We start from the raw sequence: 20,745 nt of genomic DNA on the forward strand, positions 1-20,745 counted from the left end.
GCGGCGGCGACGATGCCGCCGAACCCGGGTCAGTCGACCTGACGGCGCAGGAGCGGCCCATAGTCGGGGTGGGCCAGCGCCGAGGCGAACTGCGCGATGAGATAGTCACCGGGGTTGCCTGTGTCGTACCAGCGGCCCTGGATGACCTGCCCGTATACCGCATGGTTCGCGGCATAGGCGTTGATGGAATCGGTCAGGTAGACCTCGCCGGTGCGGTGGGTGTACCAGTTCTCCGTCTGCGCACGCAGTTCGTCGATGATCCCCGGTGTCACCACATAGCCGCCGATCGCGGCGAAGGCCGAGGGCGCGTCCTCGGGTTTGGGTTTCTCCACCAGCCCCGATATCCGCAGCAGGCCGTCGTCCAGGTCCTCCCGGACCACCGGGACACCGTAGCGCTGCGATTCGTTCGGATTCATCGGCATCAGCGCCAGCACCGGGCAGCCGGTCGATTCGTAGGCGCGGATCAGCTGCTGGGCCCGCGGTTCCTCCGCGACGAAGACGTCGTCGGGCCACAGTACGAGCATCGGTTCGTCGGCGGCGGTACGGGCCGCGTTCAGGACCGGGGTGCCGTTTCCGTACGGGCCGTGCTGGTCCAGATAGGTGATATGCCCCAGCCGGGACAGTTCACCGACCTCCTCCACCGCGTCCGCGTAGGCGGCCTTGCCGTCGGCCCGCAATTGGGCCACCAGTGCGGGATTGGGCCGGAAATGATCCTGGATCAGCGATTTTCCACCACTGACCACAATGGTGATATCGGTGATCCCGGAGGCCACCAGCTCACGCACCGTGTGCTCGATCACCGGCTTGTCACCGACCGGCAGCATTTCCTTGGGGATCGCCTTGGTCAGCGGCAGCAGCCGGGAACCGATACCGGCAGCGGGAATCACGGCCTTGCGGATCTTCATCGTCCGATCATCACATATCAGTCACCCGGGACGTGGTATCCCGGCCGGGTCCAGTGATCCCGGAAACGCCCTGTGGCCGGGTCGATCGTCCATGGCGGGTGGGCGACGGGCCGGGCCCCGTGACAGGTCGCCGGGCGAGGGAATTCCCGGCAACCCGGCAGCCACCGATCCGCATCCCCTCTGCTGTCGGTACCGCCGCGTAGATTCTGCGCCCATGGACTCCACGTTCAGGGATACCGGCGACGGCTTGCGTAGCCGCCGCCGGTATCCGCGGTGGTGCCGGTCCGGTGAACCACGAGCCGCCTCGTGGTGAGCGGTGAGCATCCGGAGCCCGGCGCCGGACCGGGCACCCGCCCGGCCGGTGGGACTTCCCGGCGCTGGGTGCTGCATATCGATATGGACGCGTTCTTCGCCTCCTGCGAACAACTCACCCGGCCCACTCTGCGCGGCCGCCCGGTACTCGTCGGCGGTACCGGTGCGCGCGGTGTGGTCGCCGGGGCGAGCTACGAGGCCCGGGTCTTCGGCGCCCGTTCGGCCATGCCGATGCATCAGGCGCGGCGGCTGGTCGGGATATCCGCGGTGGTGGTGCCACCGCGGGGCGCGCTCTACGGGGTGCTGAGCGGTCGGGTCTTCGATACTCTGCGCGCCCGGATCCCGGTACTGGAGACCCTGTCGTTCGACGAGGCGTTCGCCGAACCCGCCGAACTGGCCGGGGCGAGCGCCGCCGAGGTGGCCGCGTTCTGCGCCGGGTTGCGGGCGGCGGTCCGGGAGAGCACCGGACTGGTGGCCTCGGTCGGCGCCGGGAGTGGGAAACAGCTGGCCAAGATCGCCTCCGGAATGGCCAAACCCGATGGGATCCGGGTGATCGCGCCGGATGAGCAGCAGGCACTGCTGTCCGCGCTGCCGGTGCGCAGGCTGTGGGGTATCGGGCCGGTGGCCGAGAGCCGATTGCGCAGCCTCGGGATCGAAACCGTCGGAGCCTTCGCGGCATTGCCCGAGGCGGAGGCGGTATCGATTCTGGGCGGCAGTATCGGGGCGGCGCTGCACCGCCTCGCGCGGGGTATCGACGATCGTCCGGTCGCCGAACGGGCCGAGGCCAAACAGATCAGCGCCGAAACCACCTACGAACACGACATCGTCACCCTGGAGCGGTTGCGCCCGGCGATCAGCGAGATGGCCGCGGCGGCACATCGCCGGCTCACCCGCGACGGCCGCGCCGCACGTACGGTGGTGCTGAAACTGCGTCGCGCCGATATGAGTATCACCACTCGCTCCACCACCCTGGCGTATGCGACGGAGGATCTGCCCACCCTCACCGCCGCCGCGCAGCGCGCCGCCGTGGACCCCCGCGAACTCGGGCCGATTCGGTTGGTCGGTGTCGGTTACGCCGGACTGTCCACGATCCGGCAGGAATCCCTGTTCCCGGAGCTGGACCGCCGCGGCGCCGGACCGGCGGGGTTCTCCGGCGAGGGCGAAACGGCTCCGGATTCTCTGGCGGCTCCCGAAGAGACTTCTGTGGATTCGGTAAGAGCTCGGCCGGTCCCGGCGAGTTCGGTGGACACTGTGCCGGGCGGCCACTCGGCGGGAGACGAGGTCGGCGAAAACGATACCGGGCCGCCGGATTCCGGTATTTCCGCTGGTGAGAGCCCGCTGTGGCGGCCGGGTTCGGATGTGCGGCATCCCGAATTCGGATTCGGCTGGGTGCAGGGCGCGGGCCACGGACGGGTGACCGTCCGGTTCGAGACCCGCTCGACAGGACCGGGGATCGCGCGTACTTTCGCTGCCGACAATACGGAGTTGTGCTCAGCGGACCCGCTCGGCAGCTTGTCCTGAGGGCCCGCCGGGTAGTTTGGTCCCGGGCAGCGTCGCCGGTTCCGGTGGCTCTGTCGCCGCGCACGACACCGAACCCTCGAACGCAAAGGACGAGCAGTTGAAGCTTCGCAAGACCGGACGTATTGCGATCGCCGGCCTGGCCGCCGTGGCCGCGCTGACCCTGACGGCGTGTGGTAGCGATGATTCCGACTCGGACAGCAAGGCCGCGAGCACCACGTCCGCATCCGCGGCCGCCTCGGAATCCGAAGAGGCGTCCGACCTGCCGCCGGTGCCCTCCGCCGCCGACCTGAACACTCAGCTCCAGCGCGCCCTCGACCCGAATGTGCCGAACGAGGAGAAGCTGCAGATGGTGCAGGGCGCCGAGGCGGATCCGGAACTGCCGGCGAAACTGTCCCAGTTCTACACGGATTCGGGCGCCACCATCGAGGTCACCGAGGTGAGCGATTTCGCCGACACCCTCAACGCCAAGGCCAACTTCAAACTGGGCGACACCCAGAACGTGGTCGACGTCCCGTTCGTCGCCGAAGACGGTGTCTGGAAGGTGGAGAAGACCTGGACCTGCAATATGCTCGCCCAGGCTCAGGTACAGTCCCCGGCCTGCGTGGCCTGATCCCGCACGCTTCGAACCGGCCGGTCCGCAGACAGCGGACCGGCCGGTTTCGTTCGGTCGTGTCGGGCTGCTCGGTGAACTCCGCCGCAGTGGTGCGCGCGGTCCCCGCTAGGATTGCGCCCCGTGGCTGACACGATGGTGGTGGCGGCGCCCGAGCCGGCAGATATCTCCGACAATCCCCGATCCCGATCGCGTGGTGGCTGGGCCCGGCCGGTCGCGCTGGTATCGGCGCTCATCGGAGCCCTGCTCGCGCTGGCGGTGCCGCTGTTGCCCGTCCGGGTGGACGCGGCGACCCTGAGCTGGCCGCAGGACGATTCCGCTGCCTCGATCGAGGCACCGCTGGTCGTGTACGCGCCGCTGAACTTCACCGCCACGGTGCCCTGCGCGGCGATCCAGCAACTCGGCCCCGGTGGCGGCGTGCTCACCTCGACCGCGCCCTACGGTGCCCCCGACCTGGAACGTTACGGGTTCCTGGCCCGGGTCCGGCCCGCGACCCCGGAGGCCGGTGCGCAGCTCGACGTCGTACTGCGCAACCAATCGCTGTTCAGCGTCCCCGTGGCCGAACTGCCCCCGGACTGCGCACTCACGGTCCGGGCCGATATGACCGAGGCCGTCGCCTCGCTCACCGGATCCGAACAGGTGGTGCTGGGCGGTGATCTGCGACCCCAGCTGGTCGGTGTGTTCAGTGATCTCGGGGACCCGGCGGGTACCACGGTCACCGCGGATATCGACAGCCGGTTCAGCTCCAGCCCGACGCCGGTCAAACAGATCGCGATCTGGTCGGCCGTCGTCGCGACCCTGATCTCGCTGTTCGCGCTGTACCGGCTCGATGCCCTCGACGGGCGCCGCGCCCGCCGGTTCCTACCGGCTCGGTGGTGGGCCTTCCGCCCCGTCGATGTCGTGGTGCTGGGCACCCTGGTGCTCTGGCATTTCATCGGCTCCACCACCTCCGACGACGGCTACCAGTTCGGCATGGGCCGGACCTCGCAGGCCGCCGGGTACATGGCGAACTACTTCCGTTACTTCGGGGTCCCGGAGAACCCGGTCGGCACCCCGTACTACGACCTCATCGGCCTGATGGCCGATCTCAGCACCGCCAGCCCCTGGGTCCGGCTGCCGAGCCTGCTGGCCGGAATCCTGGCCTGGTTGGTGATCAGCCGCGAGGTGGTGCCCCGGTTCGGCGCCGCACTGCATCGCAACCGGTTCGTCCCGTGGACCGGGGCACTGGTGTTCCTCGCCGTCTGGCTGCCCTACAACAACGGGCTGCGGCCCGAACCCATTGTCGCGCTCGGGGTGCTGCTCACCTGGTGTTCGGTCGAGCGCGGTATCGCCACCCGGCGGCTGCTGCCGTTCGCGGTCGCCATTCTGATCGCGGCCTTCAGTTGTACCGCCGGTCCGCACGGCCTCATCTGTGTGGCCGCGCTGCTGGCCGGGCTCCGGCCGCTGATCAAGATCGTCTCCGCTCGGGCGCCGCGGGCCGGCTGGCTGCCGCAGCTGTTGCCGCTGGCCGCGGCGGGAGTGCTGGTGCTGGTGGTGGCTTTCGCCGACCAGCCGTTCAGCGCCATGATGGAGATGCGGCGGGTGCACGAGCTGGCCGGCCCGCATGTGCTCTGGTTCGACGAATACCTGCGCTATCAGTACCTGTTCATGGGCACGGTGGACGGTTCGGTCGCCCGGCGGTTCGGGATCTTCGTGATGATCGCCGGTCTGGCCGTCTGCCTGCTGACCCTGCTGCGCAAGGGGGGCCGGATCCCCACCGCCGCGGTCGGACCGTCGCGCCGCATCCTGGGAGTCACCGTGGGCGCGATGGCGCTGATGATGACCACACCCACGAAATGGACCCACCACCTCGGTGTCTTCGCCGGGCTGGCCGGTGCGGTGGCGGTGCTGACGGCGGTGGCGATCGGACCGCGGGTCATGCGGGCGCCGCGCAACCGGGCGCTGTTCGCCGCCGCGGTGTCGTTCCTGCTGGCACTGGTTTTCGCCGGCCCCAACGGCTGGTGGTACGTCTCCTCCTACAGCATCCCGTGGTGGGACAAACAACCGTCGGTGGCGGGAATCGCCTTCAACAAGGTCTTCCTGCTGGGTGCGGTGGCCCTGCTGGCGCTGGCGGCGTGGTGGCATGTGCGGGCACCCGACGACGGACAGCACCGGATCTCGCGCTGGGGCTGGCGCGTCGCGAAGATTCCGGCACTGACGGTGGCGGCCGCCTTCATGGTGTTGTTCGAAGTGGCGTCGTTCGCGAAAGGCGCTGTCGCGCAATATCCGGCGTTCTCGCTGGCGAGCTCCAATCTGAACGCCCTCGCCGGCAATACCTGCGGTCTGGCACCGCATGTTCTGGTGGAGACCGATCCCAACCGCGGTCTGCTCGCCCCGCTCTCCGGTGACCCAGCGTCCACACTGGCCGGCACCGGCACCGGATTCAGCGCGGGCGGAGTCGCGGCCGACCTCAGCGCCGACGCCGAGAAAGGCGCCGACGCCGCCATCGCCGATTCGGTCGGCGAAGCCACCGCCGGGAGCGGCGTCGCCACCGAAACCGACAGTCCCGCATTGCCGTTCGGGCTCGATCCGGGAACACCGGTCCTGGGCAGCGACAGCGCCGACGGTCCGGCCGAACTGACCTCCGGCTGGTATTCGCTGCCGCCGGTCGCCGACCGCGCGGATATCCTGGCGCTCAGTGCCGCCGGCCGGATCTGGTCGCGCGACACCGACGGCGTGGTGACCCACGGACAGTCGCTGGAACTCGAATTCGGTTCCACCACCGCGCCCGGCGGCTCGGCCGCGAATCCGGTACCGCTGCGCCGGGTCAATCCGATCGATATCGGTCCCGCTCCCTCGTGGCGTAACCTGCGGGTCCCGTTGGCGCCCTACGCCGATGCCGATACCGTGCGCATCGTCGCCGCCGACCGCGACCGCGATCCGCGTCAGTGGCTGGCCTTCACCCCGCCCCGGATTCCGCAGACGCAGGACCTGAACACTGTCGTCGGCTCCAGCGATCCGGTGCTGCTGGACTGGGCGGTGGGTCTGCAGTTCCCCTGCCAGCGGCCCTTCGATCACCGCATCGGTATCGCCGAGACACCGAAGTACCGGATCCTGCCGGACCGGGTCGGTGCGACCGACACCAACCTGTGGCAGAACCACGACGGTGGCGGCCCCCTGGGCTGGACCGGTCTCCTGCTCTACGCCCGCACCCTGCCGACCTACCTCGACCAGGACTGGGACCGTGATTGGGGGCAGCTCCAGCAGTATCTGCCCATCGATCCCGAAGCGGTGCCGGCCCGCCCGCACACGACACAGGAGGATCACTCCGGAATGTGGTCGCCCGGCCCGATCAACGTCGCCTGGTGAGCCGCGAGCCGTCGCGCTGGCTACGCTGACATCCATGTCGACAACTGTGCAGTCCGTCGGGATGCCGGGTCTCACCGCCGCGGAGGTGGCGCAGCGCCGGCGCGACGGGCTCACCAATGATGTACCGGACCGGGCCAGCCGTTCGGTGCGTGAAATCGTCCGGGCGAATGTGTTCACCCGGATCAACGCCATCCTGGGTGTGCTGTTCGTGCTGGTGATGGCGACCGGGTCGGTGATCGACGGGATGTTCGGCCTGCTGATCGTGGCCAACAGCGCGGTCGGCATCATCCAGGAGATCCGGGCCAAACGGACGCTGGACCGGCTGGCGATCGTCGGCCAGGCCAAACCCACCGTGCGCCGGGACGGCCGCGCCGAACAGGTCGCGCCCAGTGATGTGGTACTCGACGATCTGATCGAACTCGGACCGGGCGACCAGATCGTGGTCGACGGCGAAGTGGTCGAAGCCGAACTGCTCGAGGTCGACGAATCGCTGCTCACCGGCGAATCCGACGATGTCGCCAAAGAGTCCGGCGCGCAGGTGCTCTCGGGCAGCTATGTGGTCTCCGGTTCGGGCGCCTACCGGGCGACCAAGGTCGGCAAGGACGCGTACGCCGCGAAACTGGCCGACGAGGCCAGCAAGTTCACCCTGGTGAACTCCGAACTGCGCAACGGTATCGACACCATCCTCAAGGTGATCACCTATCTGCTGATCCCGGCGGGTGCGCTGAGCATCTACAACCAGCTGGTGTCCAGCGGGGAATCCTGGCGTCCCGCTGTGACCGGGATGGTGGCCGCCCTGGTACCGATGGTGCCCGAGGGGCTGGTCCTGATGACCTCGATCGCCTTCGCGGTCGGTGTGGTGCGGCTGGGGCAGCGCAAATGCCTGGTCCAGGAACTGCCCGCGATCGAGGGCCTGGCCCGGGTGGATGTGGTCTGTGCGGACAAGACCGGCACCCTCACCGAGAACGGGATGCGCCTGGCCGAGCTCCGCATGATCGAAACCGGTTCCGGCGCCGAGGAACACGCCCGGCAGGCGCTGGCGGCCATGGCGGCCGACGATCCCCGGCCCAACGCCAGCGTCCAGGCCATCGCCGAAGCGCTCCCCGCCGCATCCGGCTGGGCGTACACCGCGGTCGCGCCGTTCTCCTCGGCCAAGAAATGGAGCGGTTTCTCCTACGGAGACCACGGCGACTGGCTGCTGGGCGCACCCGATGTCCTGCTCGACAGCGGATCGGCCGATGCCCGCGCGGCCGAAGAACTCGGCGCGACCGGCCTGCGGGTCCTGCTGCTCGCCCGCGGCGATCGCGCGGTGGACGCCGACGACGCGCCGGGCACGATCACTCCCGTCGCACTCGTGGTGCTCGAACAGAAGGTGCGGCCCGACGCTCGCGACACCCTGGACTACTTCGCGAGCCAGGATGTGTCGATCAAGGTGATCTCCGGGGACAACGCGGTCTCGGTGGGCGCGGTGGCCTCTTCGCTGGACCTGCCCGGCGGCGAGCACGCCGTCGATGCGCGCACGCTGCCCGCGGACCGCGCCGAACTCGCCGCGGTACTGGAGGAGCAGACCACATTCGGCCGGGTGCGCCCGGATCAGAAACGTGCCATGGTCGGCGCCCTGCAGTCCCGCGGCCACACCGTGGCCATGACCGGTGACGGGGTCAACGACGTGCTCGCCCTCAAGGACGCCGATATCGGGGTGGCCATGGGTGCGGGCAGCCCCGCGACCCGGGCGGTCGCGCAGATCGTGCTCCTGGACAATAAATTCGCGACCCTCCCGTACGTGGTGGGCGAGGGCCGTCGCGTGATCGGCAATATCGAACGGGTCTCCAACCTGTTCCTCACCAAAACCGTCTACTCGGTGCTGCTGGCCTTCCTCATCGGCGCGGCCGGTGTCGGTTCGCAGATCTTCGGCTACGAACCCATCGGCTACCCGTTCCTGCCGCGGCATGTGACCATCGCGGCCTGGTTCACCATCGGCATTCCCGCGTTCATTCTTTCGCTGGCGCCGAACAACGAGCGGGCCCGGACCGGTTTCGTCGGCCGGGTGATGCGACTGGCGATCCCCTCCGGGGTTGTCATCGGTACCGCGACCTTCGTCGCCTACCTCATCGCCTACGCCGGCCCCGAAGCCAGCGAACAGCAGAAGATGCAGGCCGGGACCACCGCGCTCATCACCCTGATCATGATCGCGGTCTGGGTGCTGGCGATCGTCGCCCGGCCCTACACCTGGTGGAAGGTCGTGCTCATCGCGGTATCGGTGGCGGCGTACCTGGTGCTGTTCACGGTGCCGTTCACCCGGGAGTTCTTCGCCCTGGATCCCTCGAACATCCGGCTGACCACCGCCGCGTTCATCTGCGGTGCGGTGGGGATCGTGCTGGTCGAGGTCGCCTGGTGGGCGAGCGCGAGTGTGCGGGGGGAGTCGCACAAGCTGATCCCGGCCGCGCCCGGCGAGGTGTGAGCCGGGGCGTGCCGGCTGGTGGGACAGCGATCGGCACGTGCGGAGCGGGGTGGGTAGCGGACGCCCGGTCGCGCGATGACGCGAGCGGGCCCACATGCCGCTTTCCGGGCCGATTCCGCCTCCGCAGCCGGCGGCCGGGCCCGCCCCCGCCCGGCCCGGACGGGCCGCGAAACGCCTCGATTACGTTGGGAGACGGTTTTATTCGGGCCTGGAGTACCTTCGGTGGCATGGAGGTTCTGTTGCACCAGATCGACGCGTTCGCCGACGCACCGTTCTCCGGGAATCCGGCCGCGGTGATGCCGTTGCCGACGTGGTTACCCGATACCGTGCTGCAACAGCTGGCCGAGGAGAACAATCTCGCCGAAACAGCCTTCTACACCTCGCGGTTACCCCCGGAAGCCGGGCCGCCGCCGGGGAGCTGGCCCGCGTATCACCTGCGCTGGTTCACCCCGGTGACCGAGGTGGTGATGTGCGGGCACGCCACGCTGGCGACGGCGGCGCATATCCTCTGCGATATCCAGCCGGGGGAGGACCGCGTGAGTTTCTTCACCCACAGCGGCTGGTTGCGGGTGGATCGTACCGATGACGACGAGTACGTCCTGGACCTGCCCGCGGTCGAATCCGTTCCGGTCGAGCCGGACGCCGTACTGGTGGCGGCGTTGGGGGTGGAGCCCGTCCGGGTCTATTCCGGTGCGGATGTGGTCGTGGTGGTGGACAGCGAGCGGCAGGTCCGGGAGCTGGCACCGGCGTTCAGCGCGTTCCCGAAGGTGCAGCGGGGTGTGGTGGTGACCGCCCGCGGCGACGAGGTGGATTTCGTATCGCGGTTCTTCGCGCCCGGTGTCGGCGTGCCGGAGGATCCGGTGACCGGTTCGGCGCATGCCCAGCTGGCCCCGCTGTGGGCCGCGGAGCTGGGCCGGACCCAGTTCAGCGCGCGTCAGCTCTCCCGCCGCGGCGGGTCGCTGGCGGTCGAGCTGGCCGGGGACCGGGTCTTGCTGACCGGTCGTTGCCATCGGTATCTCGACGGTGTGGTGACGCTGGACTTCTGATCAGGCCGGTGGGACAGGGCCGTCGTCGGGTGGCGGGCCGACCGGATCGGGACTGTCGGGGAGCAGCGGGCCGACCGCGAAGCGTCCGGCTACCGCGTCGGCCGGTAGCGCCTCGACGGCGCGGATTCCGGGGTGTTCGCCGAGTGCGCGGAGCCGGGGTAACGAGGCGTGGACGACGATCCCCGGGGAACAGGCGCAACCCTCGCGCAGGCGCGCGACGGTGATGTCCAGGATTCGTGCGGTGCGGTCGGCGGTCATATAACGGCGTCGATCGGCCAGTTGCCAGGCGGCATCGGCTCCCGAGCGCCGCAGCGCGGTATCGGTGTCCGGGGTCGGTACCGCGACCAGTGGGGTCGCGACGCGCGGCAGCGGAACCTGATAGAGCACCTGCCCGATACGGATATCGCCCACCTGGTCGCGCAGCTCGGCGGCGGCGCGGTATTCGCTGAACGACACCAGCGCCCATCGCGCACCGTCGCCGGAACCGGCCAGGGTGCCCCCGGCCCGGTCGAGGTATTCGCGGACGGATTCGCCCTGGTCGGGCCCGAGACGGTCGGTGGTGACGACCGTCTCCGCGGGCGGGATCAGATACCCGAGCGCGAGGACGAGAACACCGCACGCCGCCGTGGCCGCGCCGAACGCCAGGCCCCGCCGGATGCGGCGAGGGGCGGTCGGTGCGGGAGCCTCGGACATCGGATCAGGCGTCGCGCAGGACGCGCAGCGCGTTCGTGAGATCGTCCGGGTATTCGCTCGTGATCTCCAGGTAGCGGCCGTCCGCGGGATGCTGGAAACCCAGCGACCGGGCGTGCAACCACTGGCGCTGCAGTCCGAGCCGTTCGGCCAGCCGGGGGTCGGCGCCGTAGGTGAGGTCACCGCAGCACGGATGGCGGATGGCGGAGAAATGCACCCGGATCTGATGGGTACGACCGGTCTCCAGATGGATATCGAGCAGGCTCGCCGCCTGGAACGCCTCCACCGTGTCGTAGTGGGTGACGCTGGGGCGGCCGTCGGAGGTGACCGCGAACTTCCAGTCGTTGCCGCGGGCCCGGCCGATGGGGGCGTCGATGGTGCCGCTGCTGGGATCGGGGTGGCCCTGGACCAGGGCGTGGTAGCGCTTGTCCACGGTGCGCTGTTTGAACGCGCGCTTGAGCACCGTATACGCGTGTTCGGACTGTGCCACCACCATGACTCCGGAGGTACCGACGTCGAGGCGGTGCACGATGCCCTGCCGTTCGTGGGCACCCGAGGTCGAGATCCGGTAGCCGGCCGCGGCCAATCCACCGACGACCGTGGGCCCGCTCCAGCCGACCCCGGTATGGGCGGCGACGCCGACCGGTTTGTCGACGGCGACGATATCGTCGTCGGCGTACAGGATCTTCATCCCTTCCACCGGCTCGGCTTCGATGCTCAGCTCGCGCCGGGGTTCGGGGAACACCACTTCGAGCCAGGCCCCGGCGGTGAGCCGGTCGGATTTACCGGCGGCCACTCCGTCGAGTTGTACCGAACCGTCCTCGGCCAGGGCCGCGACCGCGGTCCGGGACAGTCCGAGCAGCCGCGCGAGGCCGGCGTCCACCCGCATCCCGTCGAGGCCGTCGGGGACGGGCATCGTCCTGGTCTCTCTCATGCGGCGGTCTCCTTGCCGTCGGCGGTCTTCCCGGTGATATCCCCCCGGGTGCCGGAATTCTCGGTCGCGGCGGCTTCGGCCGGCGGGCCGGCGGTCGCGGAATCCTCCCGGGCGGGGCCCACGATGTTCTCCGGCGCGGAATCATCGGTGGAACCGTCCCGTGCGGTATCGGGTGTGGTGTCCGTGGGTGTTTCGCCGGCGGCTGTTTCCGGGGCGGCCTTGTCTTTGTCCTTGTAGCGGGTTCCGTCCGGTTCGAAGCCGAAGACGGTCAGTGTCACCAGCAGGATCGCCCCGCAGACGATCGACGAATCGGCCACATTGAACACCGGCCACCAGCCGACCGAGACGAAGTCGACCACATGACCCTGCAGCGGCCCGGGTGCGCGGAACAGCCGGTCCACCAGGTTGCCGAGCGCGCCACCGAGAACCCCGCCGAGGCCGATCGCCCACAGGGTCGAGCGCAGGGTGCGGCCGATCCGCAGTACCCCGATCACCACCGCGGCCGCGACCAGGGTCAGCAGCCAGGTCATCCCGGTGGCCATGGAGAACGCGGCGCCCGGGTTGCGTACCAGGACGAGCTCCACGACATCGCCGACAATGGAAACCGATTCCCCGGGCCGTATCCGCGCGACCACGATCACCTTGGTGACCAGGTCGAGTGCGAACAGTGTCGCGGCGACCGACAGCAGTAGCCGCAGGCGCTGCCGGGGCTGCGCGCCGGTACCGCCGGGGCGGTCGTCGGGGTCCTGCTCTGGCGTAGGCCGGTCCTCACTCACGCCGACCATCATCTCTCGAGGTGGATCGACGCAGTACCGTGGGCACCCGCGGGTAGCGGGCCGAGCCGTCCGGCCCGGCGCGTCGCGGCCGGGTGACGCGGTGGCGGGGCGAGTGCCGGAAGTTCCGGACAATGTCCCAGCCCACGCTCAGGTACGCCTCGTAGGCTGTCGGTCGTGACGGTGTTGTGTTCGTTTCCCACGCCACGCCTGGCGAGGTCCAGAGTGCTGATGGTGGTTCTGGCGGTAGGGCTCACAGCTTTCGGTTCCGGCTGCAGCGACGGCGGCGATTCGGGGGCCGACGCCGACGGCACCGAACCGCTGGGGATAGGTAACGAGGTCACGGTGCCGATCGCGGCGGCCGTGGTCACGACGGTGGATCCCGGCGAGGAGCCCCGGTCGATGCTGCGCCCCTCCTACTACAACGGCACCATCCAGGCGGTGACGCTGCGCACCGATCACCGTATCCAGCAGCAGATCGACTCCCAGCAGGTGCGCGATTTCTCCAGTCCGGCGCTGACCATTCCGATGACCGCCACCACCGATTCCGGCGGTGTCGAACTGACCCTCGGCTCGGTCACTACTCCCGATCCGGCACTGTCGGAGGCGCTGACCGCCGCCGACGGTACGCACGCCGGTTTCGAGATGAGCGAACTCGGCGGTATCACCGCGTTACGGCTGGCACCCGCTCCGGATACCTCCAATTCGGCTCGGGCCGCGCTCGAGCAGGCCTTCTACCAGGCGGTATACCGATCCATCACCTTCCCCGACGAACCGGTCGGGGTGGGCGCGATATGGCGGGTGCAGCAGACCGTCGGTGGCGGGGTCGACCTCGACCAGGTCACCACGGCCACACTGGTCGACCGCGACGGTGGCCGCTTGTCCATCCGGCTCGACGTCACCCAGACGCCGAAATCGAATATCTGGGACCTCCCGAACGAGGCCGGCACTCTCGATATCGAGGACTACGCGATGCAGGGCAGCGGCGATATCACCGTGGATCTGGGGTTGCCGCTGCCGATCGCGGGTTCGATCTCGATCGGCGGCCACCAGTACTACCGCGACCCGCGCACCTCGACAGTGCTGCGTCAGGTCATCGAGACCGACGTCAGCTGGGGCGACTGACCGCCCGGCTGTATTCGTCCCTGCCCGGCGGCCGGGACCGGGCATAGGCTCGGAGATGTCCGACAACCGCTCCGCGACCGGAGGTCCTGTGATGTCCGATGTCTCGCCTGTTCCCGCCGGCTATCCCACTATTTCCCCAGGTCTGGCGATCGCCGGGGCCGCGGACGCGGTGGAGTTCTACAAACGGGTGCTGGGGGCCACGGAGCGGATGCGGATCCCCGGTCCCGGCGATACGGTCATGCACTGTGAGCTGCTGATCGGAAATTCGGTGCTGATGCTGGGCGACCCGGCCCCGGATATGGCGTTCCGGGATCCGCATTCGATCGGTGGCACCCCGGTCAACCTCTATGTCTATGTCCCGGATATGGACGCCGCGCACGCCGCCGCGCTCGCCGGCGGCGCCACCGAGATCAGCGCTCCGGAGACCCAGTTCTACGGCGACCGCACGGCCGCGTTCGTGGATCCGTGGGGCCATCAGTGGACCGTCGCCACCCATGTCGAGGACATCGAACCCGAGGAGATGCGGCGGCGGATGGAACAGCTGGGATCCTGAACGACCGTACCGGGCCCGTGACCTGCCTCGGGTGACTACGATGGTCGAGTCGAAGGAGCAGGAAGGGTCTGGCGTGATGCGGGTGCTGGCCGTGGACGACGAGCAGCCGGCGCTGGACGAGCTGCTCTATCTGCTGCGCGCCGAACCCGCGGTGACCGAACTGCACGGCGCCGCCGACGCGACCGGTGCGCTGCGGATTCTGCGCGCGCACGGGGCCGACGCGGTATTCCTCGATATCAATATGCCGGGCCTGGACGGTATGGAGCTGGCGGGTGTGCTCGCCGAATTCGTGAACCCGCCCGCGATCGTTTTCGTCACAGCACACGAGGATCACGCGGTGGCCGCGTTCGATCTGGGCGCGGTGGACTATCTGCTCAAACCGGTGCGCCGGCAGCGTCTGGCCGCCGCAGTGCGGCGGATCGCCGAGCGCCGCGCCCGCACCGAACCGGAACCCGCACCGGATCCGGGGGCGAGTCACGAGGTCATCCCGGTGGAACTCGGCGGCGTCACCACACTGGTGCACCGGTCGCAGGTGAACTGGGTGGAGGCCGAGGGCGATTACGCCCGGCTGCATACCGATACCGGCTCCCATCTGGTCCGTATCCCGCTCTCGGCGCTGCAGGAACGCTGGCGCGACGATTTCCTGCGGGTGCACCGCTCCTATCTGGTGGCGCTCGGACGGGTGACCGGTCTGCGTACGGCCGGGTCGGGCACGCTGGTCTGTCTGCGCGGGGCGCAGCGAGTGGAGTTGCCGGTGAGCCGCCGGCAGGTGCGCGAACTCAAGCAGCGGCTGGTGCACGGACCGCATCCGTCGCCGGATCGGCGATGATCGGCGCCGCACCGAGACCCCCGCGCCGCCGGGTGGTGCTCGCCGAACGCCGCGGGGCGCGCCCGGTCCGGACCCGGGTGGAGGTCGCCGAGCAGACCGAGATCGGGGAGGCCCTGATCGGTGGGCTGATCCGGGCACAGCTGGGGCTCGCCCTGAGCTGCGGACTGGTGATCGCCCTACTGCTCGCGGCGCTGCCGTTGCTGTTCGGCGTGACGGCGGTGGCCGAGACGGTGGTGCTGGGGATCCGGCTGCCCTGGCTGGTGCTGGGTGGAGCCGTCTACCCGCTGCTGTGGCTCACCGGCCGGGTGTACCTGCGGCTGTCCGAACGCAACGAGAACGATTTCCTCGAGGTCACCGGTGATTGAGCGGGTCGTCCCGGTGCCGTGGCGGATGCGTGGACCGGGGTGGTGACCGCGTCCGGTCTGACGGTCTCGGCGCTGCTCGCCGCGGCGCTGGCGACCGTGGTACTCGGGGTGTACGGGGTGCGATGGGCCCGGACGACGTCCGATTTCCTGGTGGCCTCGCGCAGTGTCGGCCCACGCTGGAACGCCGCCGCGGTCTCCGGTGAATACCTCTCGGCCGCCTCGTTTCTCGGAGTGGCCGGATTGATCGCCAAATACGGTGCCGACGCACTGTGGTACCCGGTGGGTTTCACCGCGGGCTATCTGGCGCTGCTGCTCTTCGTGGCGGCACCGCTGCGGCGCTCCGGGGCCTACACCGTCCCCGATTTCGCGGAGTTCCGGTGGGGTTCGCCGCGGTTGCGCCGGCTCGCCGCCGTGGTGGTGGTACTGGTGTGCGCTGTATATGTGATCCCGCAGTTCCAGGGTGCCGGACTGACCCTGCGGATTCTGCTGGGGGTGCCCGGCTGGGTGGGCGCGGTGGCGGTGGCGGTGATCGTGGTGGCCAATGTCGTTTCCGGGGGGATGCGGTCGATAACGCTCGTGCAGGCTTTCCAGTACTGGCTGAAACTGACCGCGGTGGCATTGCCGGCTCTGGTGCTGCTCGTACATTTCTTCGCCGCCGACCGGCCCGGCGGTGATCGAGAACTGGGTGCCCCGGCGCCGCCGACGGTGAGCGAACAGACCACGGTCGAAGTGACCACACCGGTGGTCGTACAACTGGCCGCGCCGCAGTGGGCGGCGGTCCACGGGGTGCTCGACGATCGTGCGGTGGACGGCCCCGTCCTGCTGTCGGCGGGTACCCACGAACTGGACCGGGACACCCGCCTGGTGCTCGAACCGGGCGCGGCCGTACCGGTGGTGGCGGGGGCCCCGGCCGACGGCGCGCACTGGCTGCTGCCCGGTAGCGGCTTCGCCGGACCGCATCCGCGCTATCAGGTGTATTCGCTGATGATCGCCACCTTCCTGGGCACCATGGGGTTACCGCATGTTCTGGTGCGCTTCTACACCAACCGCGACGGGCGGGCGGCCCGCTCCACCGCGGTCGCGGTGATCGCGCTGGTCGGGACCTTCTATCTGTTCCCCGTGCTGCTCGGTGTCTTCGCCCGGCTCTATGTACCGCAGCTGCTGATCACCGGAACCTCCGACGCGGCAGTGCTGTTGCTGCCCTCCTCGGCCCTGGCCGGACTGCCCGGGCAGCTGCTGGCGGCGCTGGTCGCCGCGGGCGCCATGGCGGCCTTCCTGTCCACCTCGTCGGGGTTGGTGGTGAGTATCGCCGGGGTACTGAGCACCGATGTACTGCGTGGGCGGATCCGTGATTTCCGCGTCGGGGCGGTGGTCGCGGGTGCGGTCCCGCTGGCACTGTCGCTGGGGGTGGTCTCGCTGGATCTGTCGCGCACGGTGGGTCTGGCGTTCTCGCTCGCGGCCGCGACGCTGTGCCCGCTGCTGGTCCTGGGGATCTGGTGGCGGGGTCTCACGGCGGCGGGTGCGGCGGCCGGGCTGACGGCCGGCGGATTCGTGGCCGGGGCGGCGACACTGGTGTCGGTGCTGGGCGGTGTCTCCCACGATTCGGCAGGTGGCTGGCCCGCCGCCCTGCTCGGGTATCCCGCGGCGGTCGCGGTGCCGCTGGCCTTCGGGACGATGGTGCTCGTCAGCCGCTTCACCCCGCGGTCGCCGGGGGTGCGCCGGGCATTCGTCCGGATGCACGCCCCGGAGCGGCTGGGGATGGGAGCCGACCGGGTTCCCGGATACCGGCCGGACTGATCGCCGCCCGCGTTCCCGCCCGACCGTTCGTCGCGGCACGGTGACCGCTCACCGCATACTTACCCACCTCTGTCGAGTGACCCCCGTCACAAGGGTTCCGGGCTGTCGCCGGACGGCTACCTTCTGCACAGGTAGTACACGTCACATGATGAGGGACCCGGCATGACCGATATCGATCTCGACGACGGCGGCGGGCGGGTCACGCCCCCACCGGATTTCGTCGCCGCGCAGCAGAGCCCGGAATTCCAGGAACTCCGTAACAGGCTGCGCCGCTTCATCTTCCCCATGGCCGCGCTGTTCCTGCTGTGGTACCTCGGCTATGTCCTGCTCGGCGCCTATGCGCACGATTTCATGGCCACCCGGGTATTCGGCGAGGTCAATATCGGGCTGCTGCTCGGGCTGGGGCAATTCGTCTCGACCTTCGTGATCACCGGCCTCTACGTCCGGTTCGCCAACCGGGAACTGGATCCGCGGGCCGCAGCGCTACGCGCCGAACTGGAAGGAAACCAGTCGTGATCTCGCTGTACGCCGCCGACGCCACGGTCGGCAACCCGGTTGCCAATATCGCCATCTTCGCGGCATTCGTCGTGGTCACCATGGTGGTGGTGTTCTGGGCCGGTCGTAATACCCGCGGCGCCACCGACTATTTCACCGGCGGCCGCGGTTTCACCGGGCCGCAGAACGGTATCGCCATCGCCGGCGACTACCTGTCCGCAGCGAGTTTCCTCGGGATCGCGGGAGCCATCGCGGTCTACGGGTACGACGGCTTCCTGTATTCGATCGGGTTCCTGGTCGCCTGGCTGGTGGCCCTGCTGCTGGTCGCCGAAATGCTCCGCAACACCGGCAAATTCACCATGGCCGATGTGCTGAGTTTCCGGTTGAAGCAGCGGCCGGTCCGTACCGCTGCCGCGATCAGCACCCTGGCGGTCTCGCTGTTCTACCTGCTGGCGCAGATGGCCGGTGCCGGCGGACTGGTGGCGCTGCTGCTGGATGTGTCCAGTAAGACCGGGCAGGCTGTGGTGATCGCCGTGGTCGGTGTGCTGATGATCGTGTACGTGCTGGTCGGCGGTATGAAGGGGACCACCTGGGTGCAGATCATCAAAGCGGTCCTGCTCATCGCCGGCGCCGCGGTGATGACCGTGCTGGTGCTGGCGAAATTCGGTTTCGATCCGTCGCAGATCCTGTCCGGCGCGCAGAGCGCGATCGGCGGTTCCGCCGACGCGAAGGTGGCCGCCCGCGATGTTCTCGCCCCCGGCGCGCAATACGGCGGTAGCGAGATGTCGAAACTGAACTTCGTCTCGCTCGGCCTGGCACTGGTCCTGGGCACAGCCGGCCTGCCGCATGTCCTCATGCGTTTCTATACGGTGCCGACCGCCAAAGAGGCACGGCGCTCGGTGGTCTGGGCGATCGCGCTGATCGGTGCCTTCTACCTGTTCACCCTGGTGCTCGGCTACGGCGCGGCCGCGATCGTCGGACCGGACCGTATCCTCGGCGCGGCCGGCGGCCAGAACGCCGCGGCACCGCTGCTGGCCTTCGAACTGGGCGGGGTCGTTCTGCTGGGCATCATCTCGGCGGTGGCGTTCGCGACCATCCTCGCGGTGGTCGCCGGGCTCACCATCACCGCGTCGGCCTCGTTCGCGCACGATATCTACGCCAATGTCATCCGGCGCGGCAAGGTCGACGACGCCGCACAGGTCCGGGTCTCCCGGATCACCGCGGTGGTGATCGGGATCCTGGCCATCGCGCTGGGCATCCTGGCCAACGGCCAGAACATCGCCTTCCTGGTGGCACTGGCCTTCGCGGTCGCGGCCTCGGCGAACCTCCCGACGATTCTGTACTCGCTGTTCTGGCGGCGTTTCAACACCACCGGCGCGCTGTTCAGCATGTACGGCGGGCTGATCTCCACGATCGTGCTCATCGTGTTCTCCCCGGCGGTTTCCGGCTCCTCGACGGCGATGCTGCCGGATCTCGATTTCGACTGGTTCCCGCTGTCCAACCCGGGGATCGTATCCATCCCGCTGGCGTTCGTACTCGGCATCGTCGGCACCTACCTCGGCGGTAAGGACACCGAGGATCCGGCGAAGGCCGCGGAGATGGAGGTGCGGGCGCTGACCGGCGTCGGCGCCGAGAAGGCGGTCGCGCACTGAAACCCACCCCCGGATGCCGTGGCGGCGGCATCCGGGGGGCAATCCTCGGTGCAGGCCGGCCGGTCCCCGCTCTGTGAGGGTGAGCGGGGCCCGGCCGTTCCGGTTCACGGTCTGATACCGGGCCGGAATTTGGGCACGCGCATACTCACCTTGGTCCCGGACCCGGGTGCGGTATCCACCACCAGTCCGTAATCGTTTCCGAACGCGGCGCGCAGGCGGTCGTCGACATTGGCGAGGCCGATATGCGCGCCGTCCGTGGATGCGGGCCCGGCCGCGTCGAGGGATCCGGAGCGCAGCAGATCGGGATCCATACCGGCGCCGTCGTCCTCCACACTCAGCACACAATCGGTTCCGGCATCGAGCGCCTCGATCGTCACGGTGCCACCGCCGGGGGTAGCGGCCAGGCCGTGCCGTACGGCGTTCTCCACCAGCGGCTGCAATGCCAGGAACGGCAGCGTCACCCCGAGCACTTCGGGCGCGATCCGCAGCCTCACCTGTAGTGCCGGACCGAACCGGGCGCGTTCGAGCTCCAGATACCGTTCGATATTGCTGAGTTCGTCGGCCAGCACCGTGTACTCCCCGGCGTCCCGGAACGAGTACCGGGTGAAATCCGCGAAATCCAGAATGAGTTCGCGGGCCCGGTCCGGATCGGTCCGGACGAACGAGGCGATCGTGTTCAGCGCGTTGTAGATGAAATGCGGGCTGATCTGCGCCCGCAGCGCGCGCACCTCGGCGCGGTCGAGCCGAGCCCGGGAAGCGTCGAGTTCGGCCAGTTCCAGCTGGCCGCAGGCATATCGGGCGACTTCGGCCAGCGCACCGAGCGCACCGGGGCCCGGCCGGTTGCCGGTGACCATGCCCAGCGCTCCCACCACGGTGCCGGAATCGCTGAGCAACGGCTGGGTGACCAGGGTGCGTCCCGGATGATCGGGTTCGGGCAGATGTGCCAGCACGGGCCGTTGCGCCGCGACGGCCCGCCGGGCCGTCCCGGTGAACTCGGCCGCCAGTGTTTCGTGGGTGCCGTCCCAGGCGAGGAGTTCGCCGTCGGGATCGCTCACCCCGAGCCCCTCGGCTCCGACCAGGGCACGCAGATGAGGTGCGGCTTCATAGGCGGATTCCCGGGTGAGCCCGCCGCGGAGCGGCCGGGCCGCCAGGGACGCGGTGTGCAGCGCGGTGTGCACGGCGCGCTCGGCGGGAGTGGTGACCATCCGCCGGGGCCGCGCCCAGATCAGCAGTGCCGCGGCGATCAGCACCGCCGCGCCGGATACGGTGAGCAAGGTCGCGGTCATCGCTGTTCCTGTCCCGGCTGTCCCGCCGCTGTCCCGATCGCCC

The 20,745-nt window shown here is 69.3% G+C and carries 17 protein-coding genes; 12 read left to right on the forward strand and 5 right to left on the reverse strand.

The features are described from left to right. Nucleotides 1–29 precede the first annotated feature (29 nt). On the reverse strand, nucleotides 30–905 hold the full coding sequence (locus tag ACWEWT_RS13815) for a UTP--glucose-1-phosphate uridylyltransferase (RefSeq protein ID WP_452558903.1): 876 nt from the start codon (nucleotides 903–905) through the stop codon (nucleotides 30–32). A 396-nt stretch (nucleotides 906–1,301) separates the two neighbouring features. Here ACWEWT_RS13815 and ACWEWT_RS13820 point away from each other — a divergent pair, with 396 nt between their 5' ends. The 5 genes from ACWEWT_RS13820 to ACWEWT_RS13840 all read left to right on the forward strand — a co-directional run bounded on the left by ACWEWT_RS13820 (nucleotide 1,302) and on the right by ACWEWT_RS13840 (nucleotide 10,203). Continuing rightward, nucleotides 1,302–2,738, forward strand: a complete 1,437-nt coding sequence (locus ACWEWT_RS13820) for a DNA polymerase IV (RefSeq protein ID WP_452559165.1) — start codon at nucleotides 1,302–1,304, stop codon at nucleotides 2,736–2,738. Between the two features lie 97 nt (nucleotides 2,739–2,835). Beyond that, the gene (locus ACWEWT_RS13825; RefSeq protein ID WP_452558904.1) at nucleotides 2,836–3,348 is read left to right on the forward strand and encodes a hypothetical protein; all 513 of its coding nucleotides are present in this window, start codon (nucleotides 2,836–2,838) and stop codon (nucleotides 3,346–3,348) included. Nucleotides 3,349–3,471: 123 nt separating this feature from the next. Beyond that, entirely contained in the window at nucleotides 3,472–6,696 is a 3,225-nt protein-coding gene (locus ACWEWT_RS13830; protein WP_452558905.1) for an arabinosyltransferase domain-containing protein, read from the forward strand. Between the two features lie 34 nt (nucleotides 6,697–6,730). Beyond that, on the forward strand, nucleotides 6,731–9,157 hold the full coding sequence (locus ACWEWT_RS13835; RefSeq protein ID WP_452558906.1) for an HAD-IC family P-type ATPase: 2,427 nt from the start codon (nucleotides 6,731–6,733) through the stop codon (nucleotides 9,155–9,157). A 227-nt stretch (nucleotides 9,158–9,384) separates the two neighbouring features. Further along, the gene (locus tag ACWEWT_RS13840) at nucleotides 9,385–10,203 is read left to right on the forward strand and encodes a PhzF family phenazine biosynthesis protein (protein WP_452558908.1); all 819 of its coding nucleotides are present in this window, start codon (nucleotides 9,385–9,387) and stop codon (nucleotides 10,201–10,203) included. On the opposite strand, the gene ACWEWT_RS13845 is transcribed toward ACWEWT_RS13840, so the two are convergent. From ACWEWT_RS13845 to lspA, 3 genes are read right to left on the reverse strand one after another with little or no spacing between them, the layout of a single operon-like run. Further along, complete coding sequence (locus ACWEWT_RS13845; protein WP_452558909.1) at nucleotides 10,204–10,896, reverse strand: hypothetical protein; 693 nt, start codon at nucleotides 10,894–10,896, stop codon at nucleotides 10,204–10,206. A 4-nt stretch (nucleotides 10,897–10,900) separates the two neighbouring features. After that, a complete protein-coding gene (locus tag ACWEWT_RS13850; protein ID WP_452558910.1) occupies nucleotides 10,901–11,827 on the reverse strand; it encodes an RluA family pseudouridine synthase in 927 nt (308 codons plus the stop codon). Beyond that, the gene (gene lspA, locus ACWEWT_RS13855; RefSeq protein WP_452558912.1) at nucleotides 11,824–12,615 is read right to left on the reverse strand and encodes a signal peptidase II; all 792 of its coding nucleotides are present in this window, start codon (nucleotides 12,613–12,615) and stop codon (nucleotides 11,824–11,826) included. Before lspA ends, ACWEWT_RS13850 begins: the two co-directional genes overlap by 4 nt. Nucleotides 12,616–12,831: 216 nt before the next feature. Between lspA and ACWEWT_RS13860 the strand changes: the two genes are divergently transcribed. The 7 genes from ACWEWT_RS13860 (at nucleotide 12,832) to ACWEWT_RS13890 (ending at nucleotide 19,416) form a co-directional block, all read left to right on the forward strand. Beyond that, nucleotides 12,832–13,725, forward strand: coding sequence for a hypothetical protein (locus ACWEWT_RS13860; protein ID WP_452559166.1), 894 nt, complete (start codon nucleotides 12,832–12,834; stop codon nucleotides 13,723–13,725). A gap of 91 nt (nucleotides 13,726–13,816) precedes the next feature. After that, entirely contained in the window at nucleotides 13,817–14,278 is a 462-nt protein-coding gene (locus ACWEWT_RS13865; protein ID WP_452558914.1) for a VOC family protein, read from the forward strand. Nucleotides 14,279–14,318: 40 nt separating this feature from the next. Continuing rightward, a complete protein-coding gene (locus ACWEWT_RS13870) occupies nucleotides 14,319–15,107 on the forward strand; it encodes a LytR/AlgR family response regulator transcription factor (RefSeq protein ID WP_452558915.1) in 789 nt (262 codons plus the stop codon). After that, nucleotides 15,104–15,472: a hypothetical protein gene (locus tag ACWEWT_RS13875; RefSeq protein ID WP_452558917.1), complete on the forward strand. Its 369-nt coding sequence runs from the start codon at nucleotides 15,104–15,106 to the stop codon at nucleotides 15,470–15,472. The genes ACWEWT_RS13870 and ACWEWT_RS13875 overlap by 4 nt, the downstream gene beginning before the upstream one ends. Before the next feature lie 18 nt (nucleotides 15,473–15,490). Beyond that, nucleotides 15,491–17,269, forward strand: a complete 1,779-nt coding sequence (locus ACWEWT_RS13880; RefSeq protein ID WP_452558918.1) for a sodium/solute symporter — start codon at nucleotides 15,491–15,493, stop codon at nucleotides 17,267–17,269. Between the two features lie 162 nt (nucleotides 17,270–17,431). After that, nucleotides 17,432–17,785, forward strand: coding sequence for a DUF485 domain-containing protein (locus ACWEWT_RS13885; RefSeq protein ID WP_452558919.1), 354 nt, complete (start codon nucleotides 17,432–17,434; stop codon nucleotides 17,783–17,785). Next, complete coding sequence (locus ACWEWT_RS13890; RefSeq protein ID WP_452558920.1) at nucleotides 17,782–19,416, forward strand: solute symporter family protein; 1,635 nt, start codon at nucleotides 17,782–17,784, stop codon at nucleotides 19,414–19,416. Before ACWEWT_RS13885 ends, ACWEWT_RS13890 begins: the two co-directional genes overlap by 4 nt. Before the next feature lie 104 nt (nucleotides 19,417–19,520). Here ACWEWT_RS13890 and ACWEWT_RS13895 read toward each other — a convergent pair whose 3' ends face one another. Next, on the reverse strand, nucleotides 19,521–20,702 hold the full coding sequence (locus ACWEWT_RS13895; RefSeq protein WP_452558922.1) for a sensor histidine kinase: 1,182 nt from the start codon (nucleotides 20,700–20,702) through the stop codon (nucleotides 19,521–19,523). Between the last annotated feature and the right edge of the window lie 43 nt (nucleotides 20,703–20,745).

Source organism: Nocardia sp. NPDC003963 (assembly GCF_053605105.1).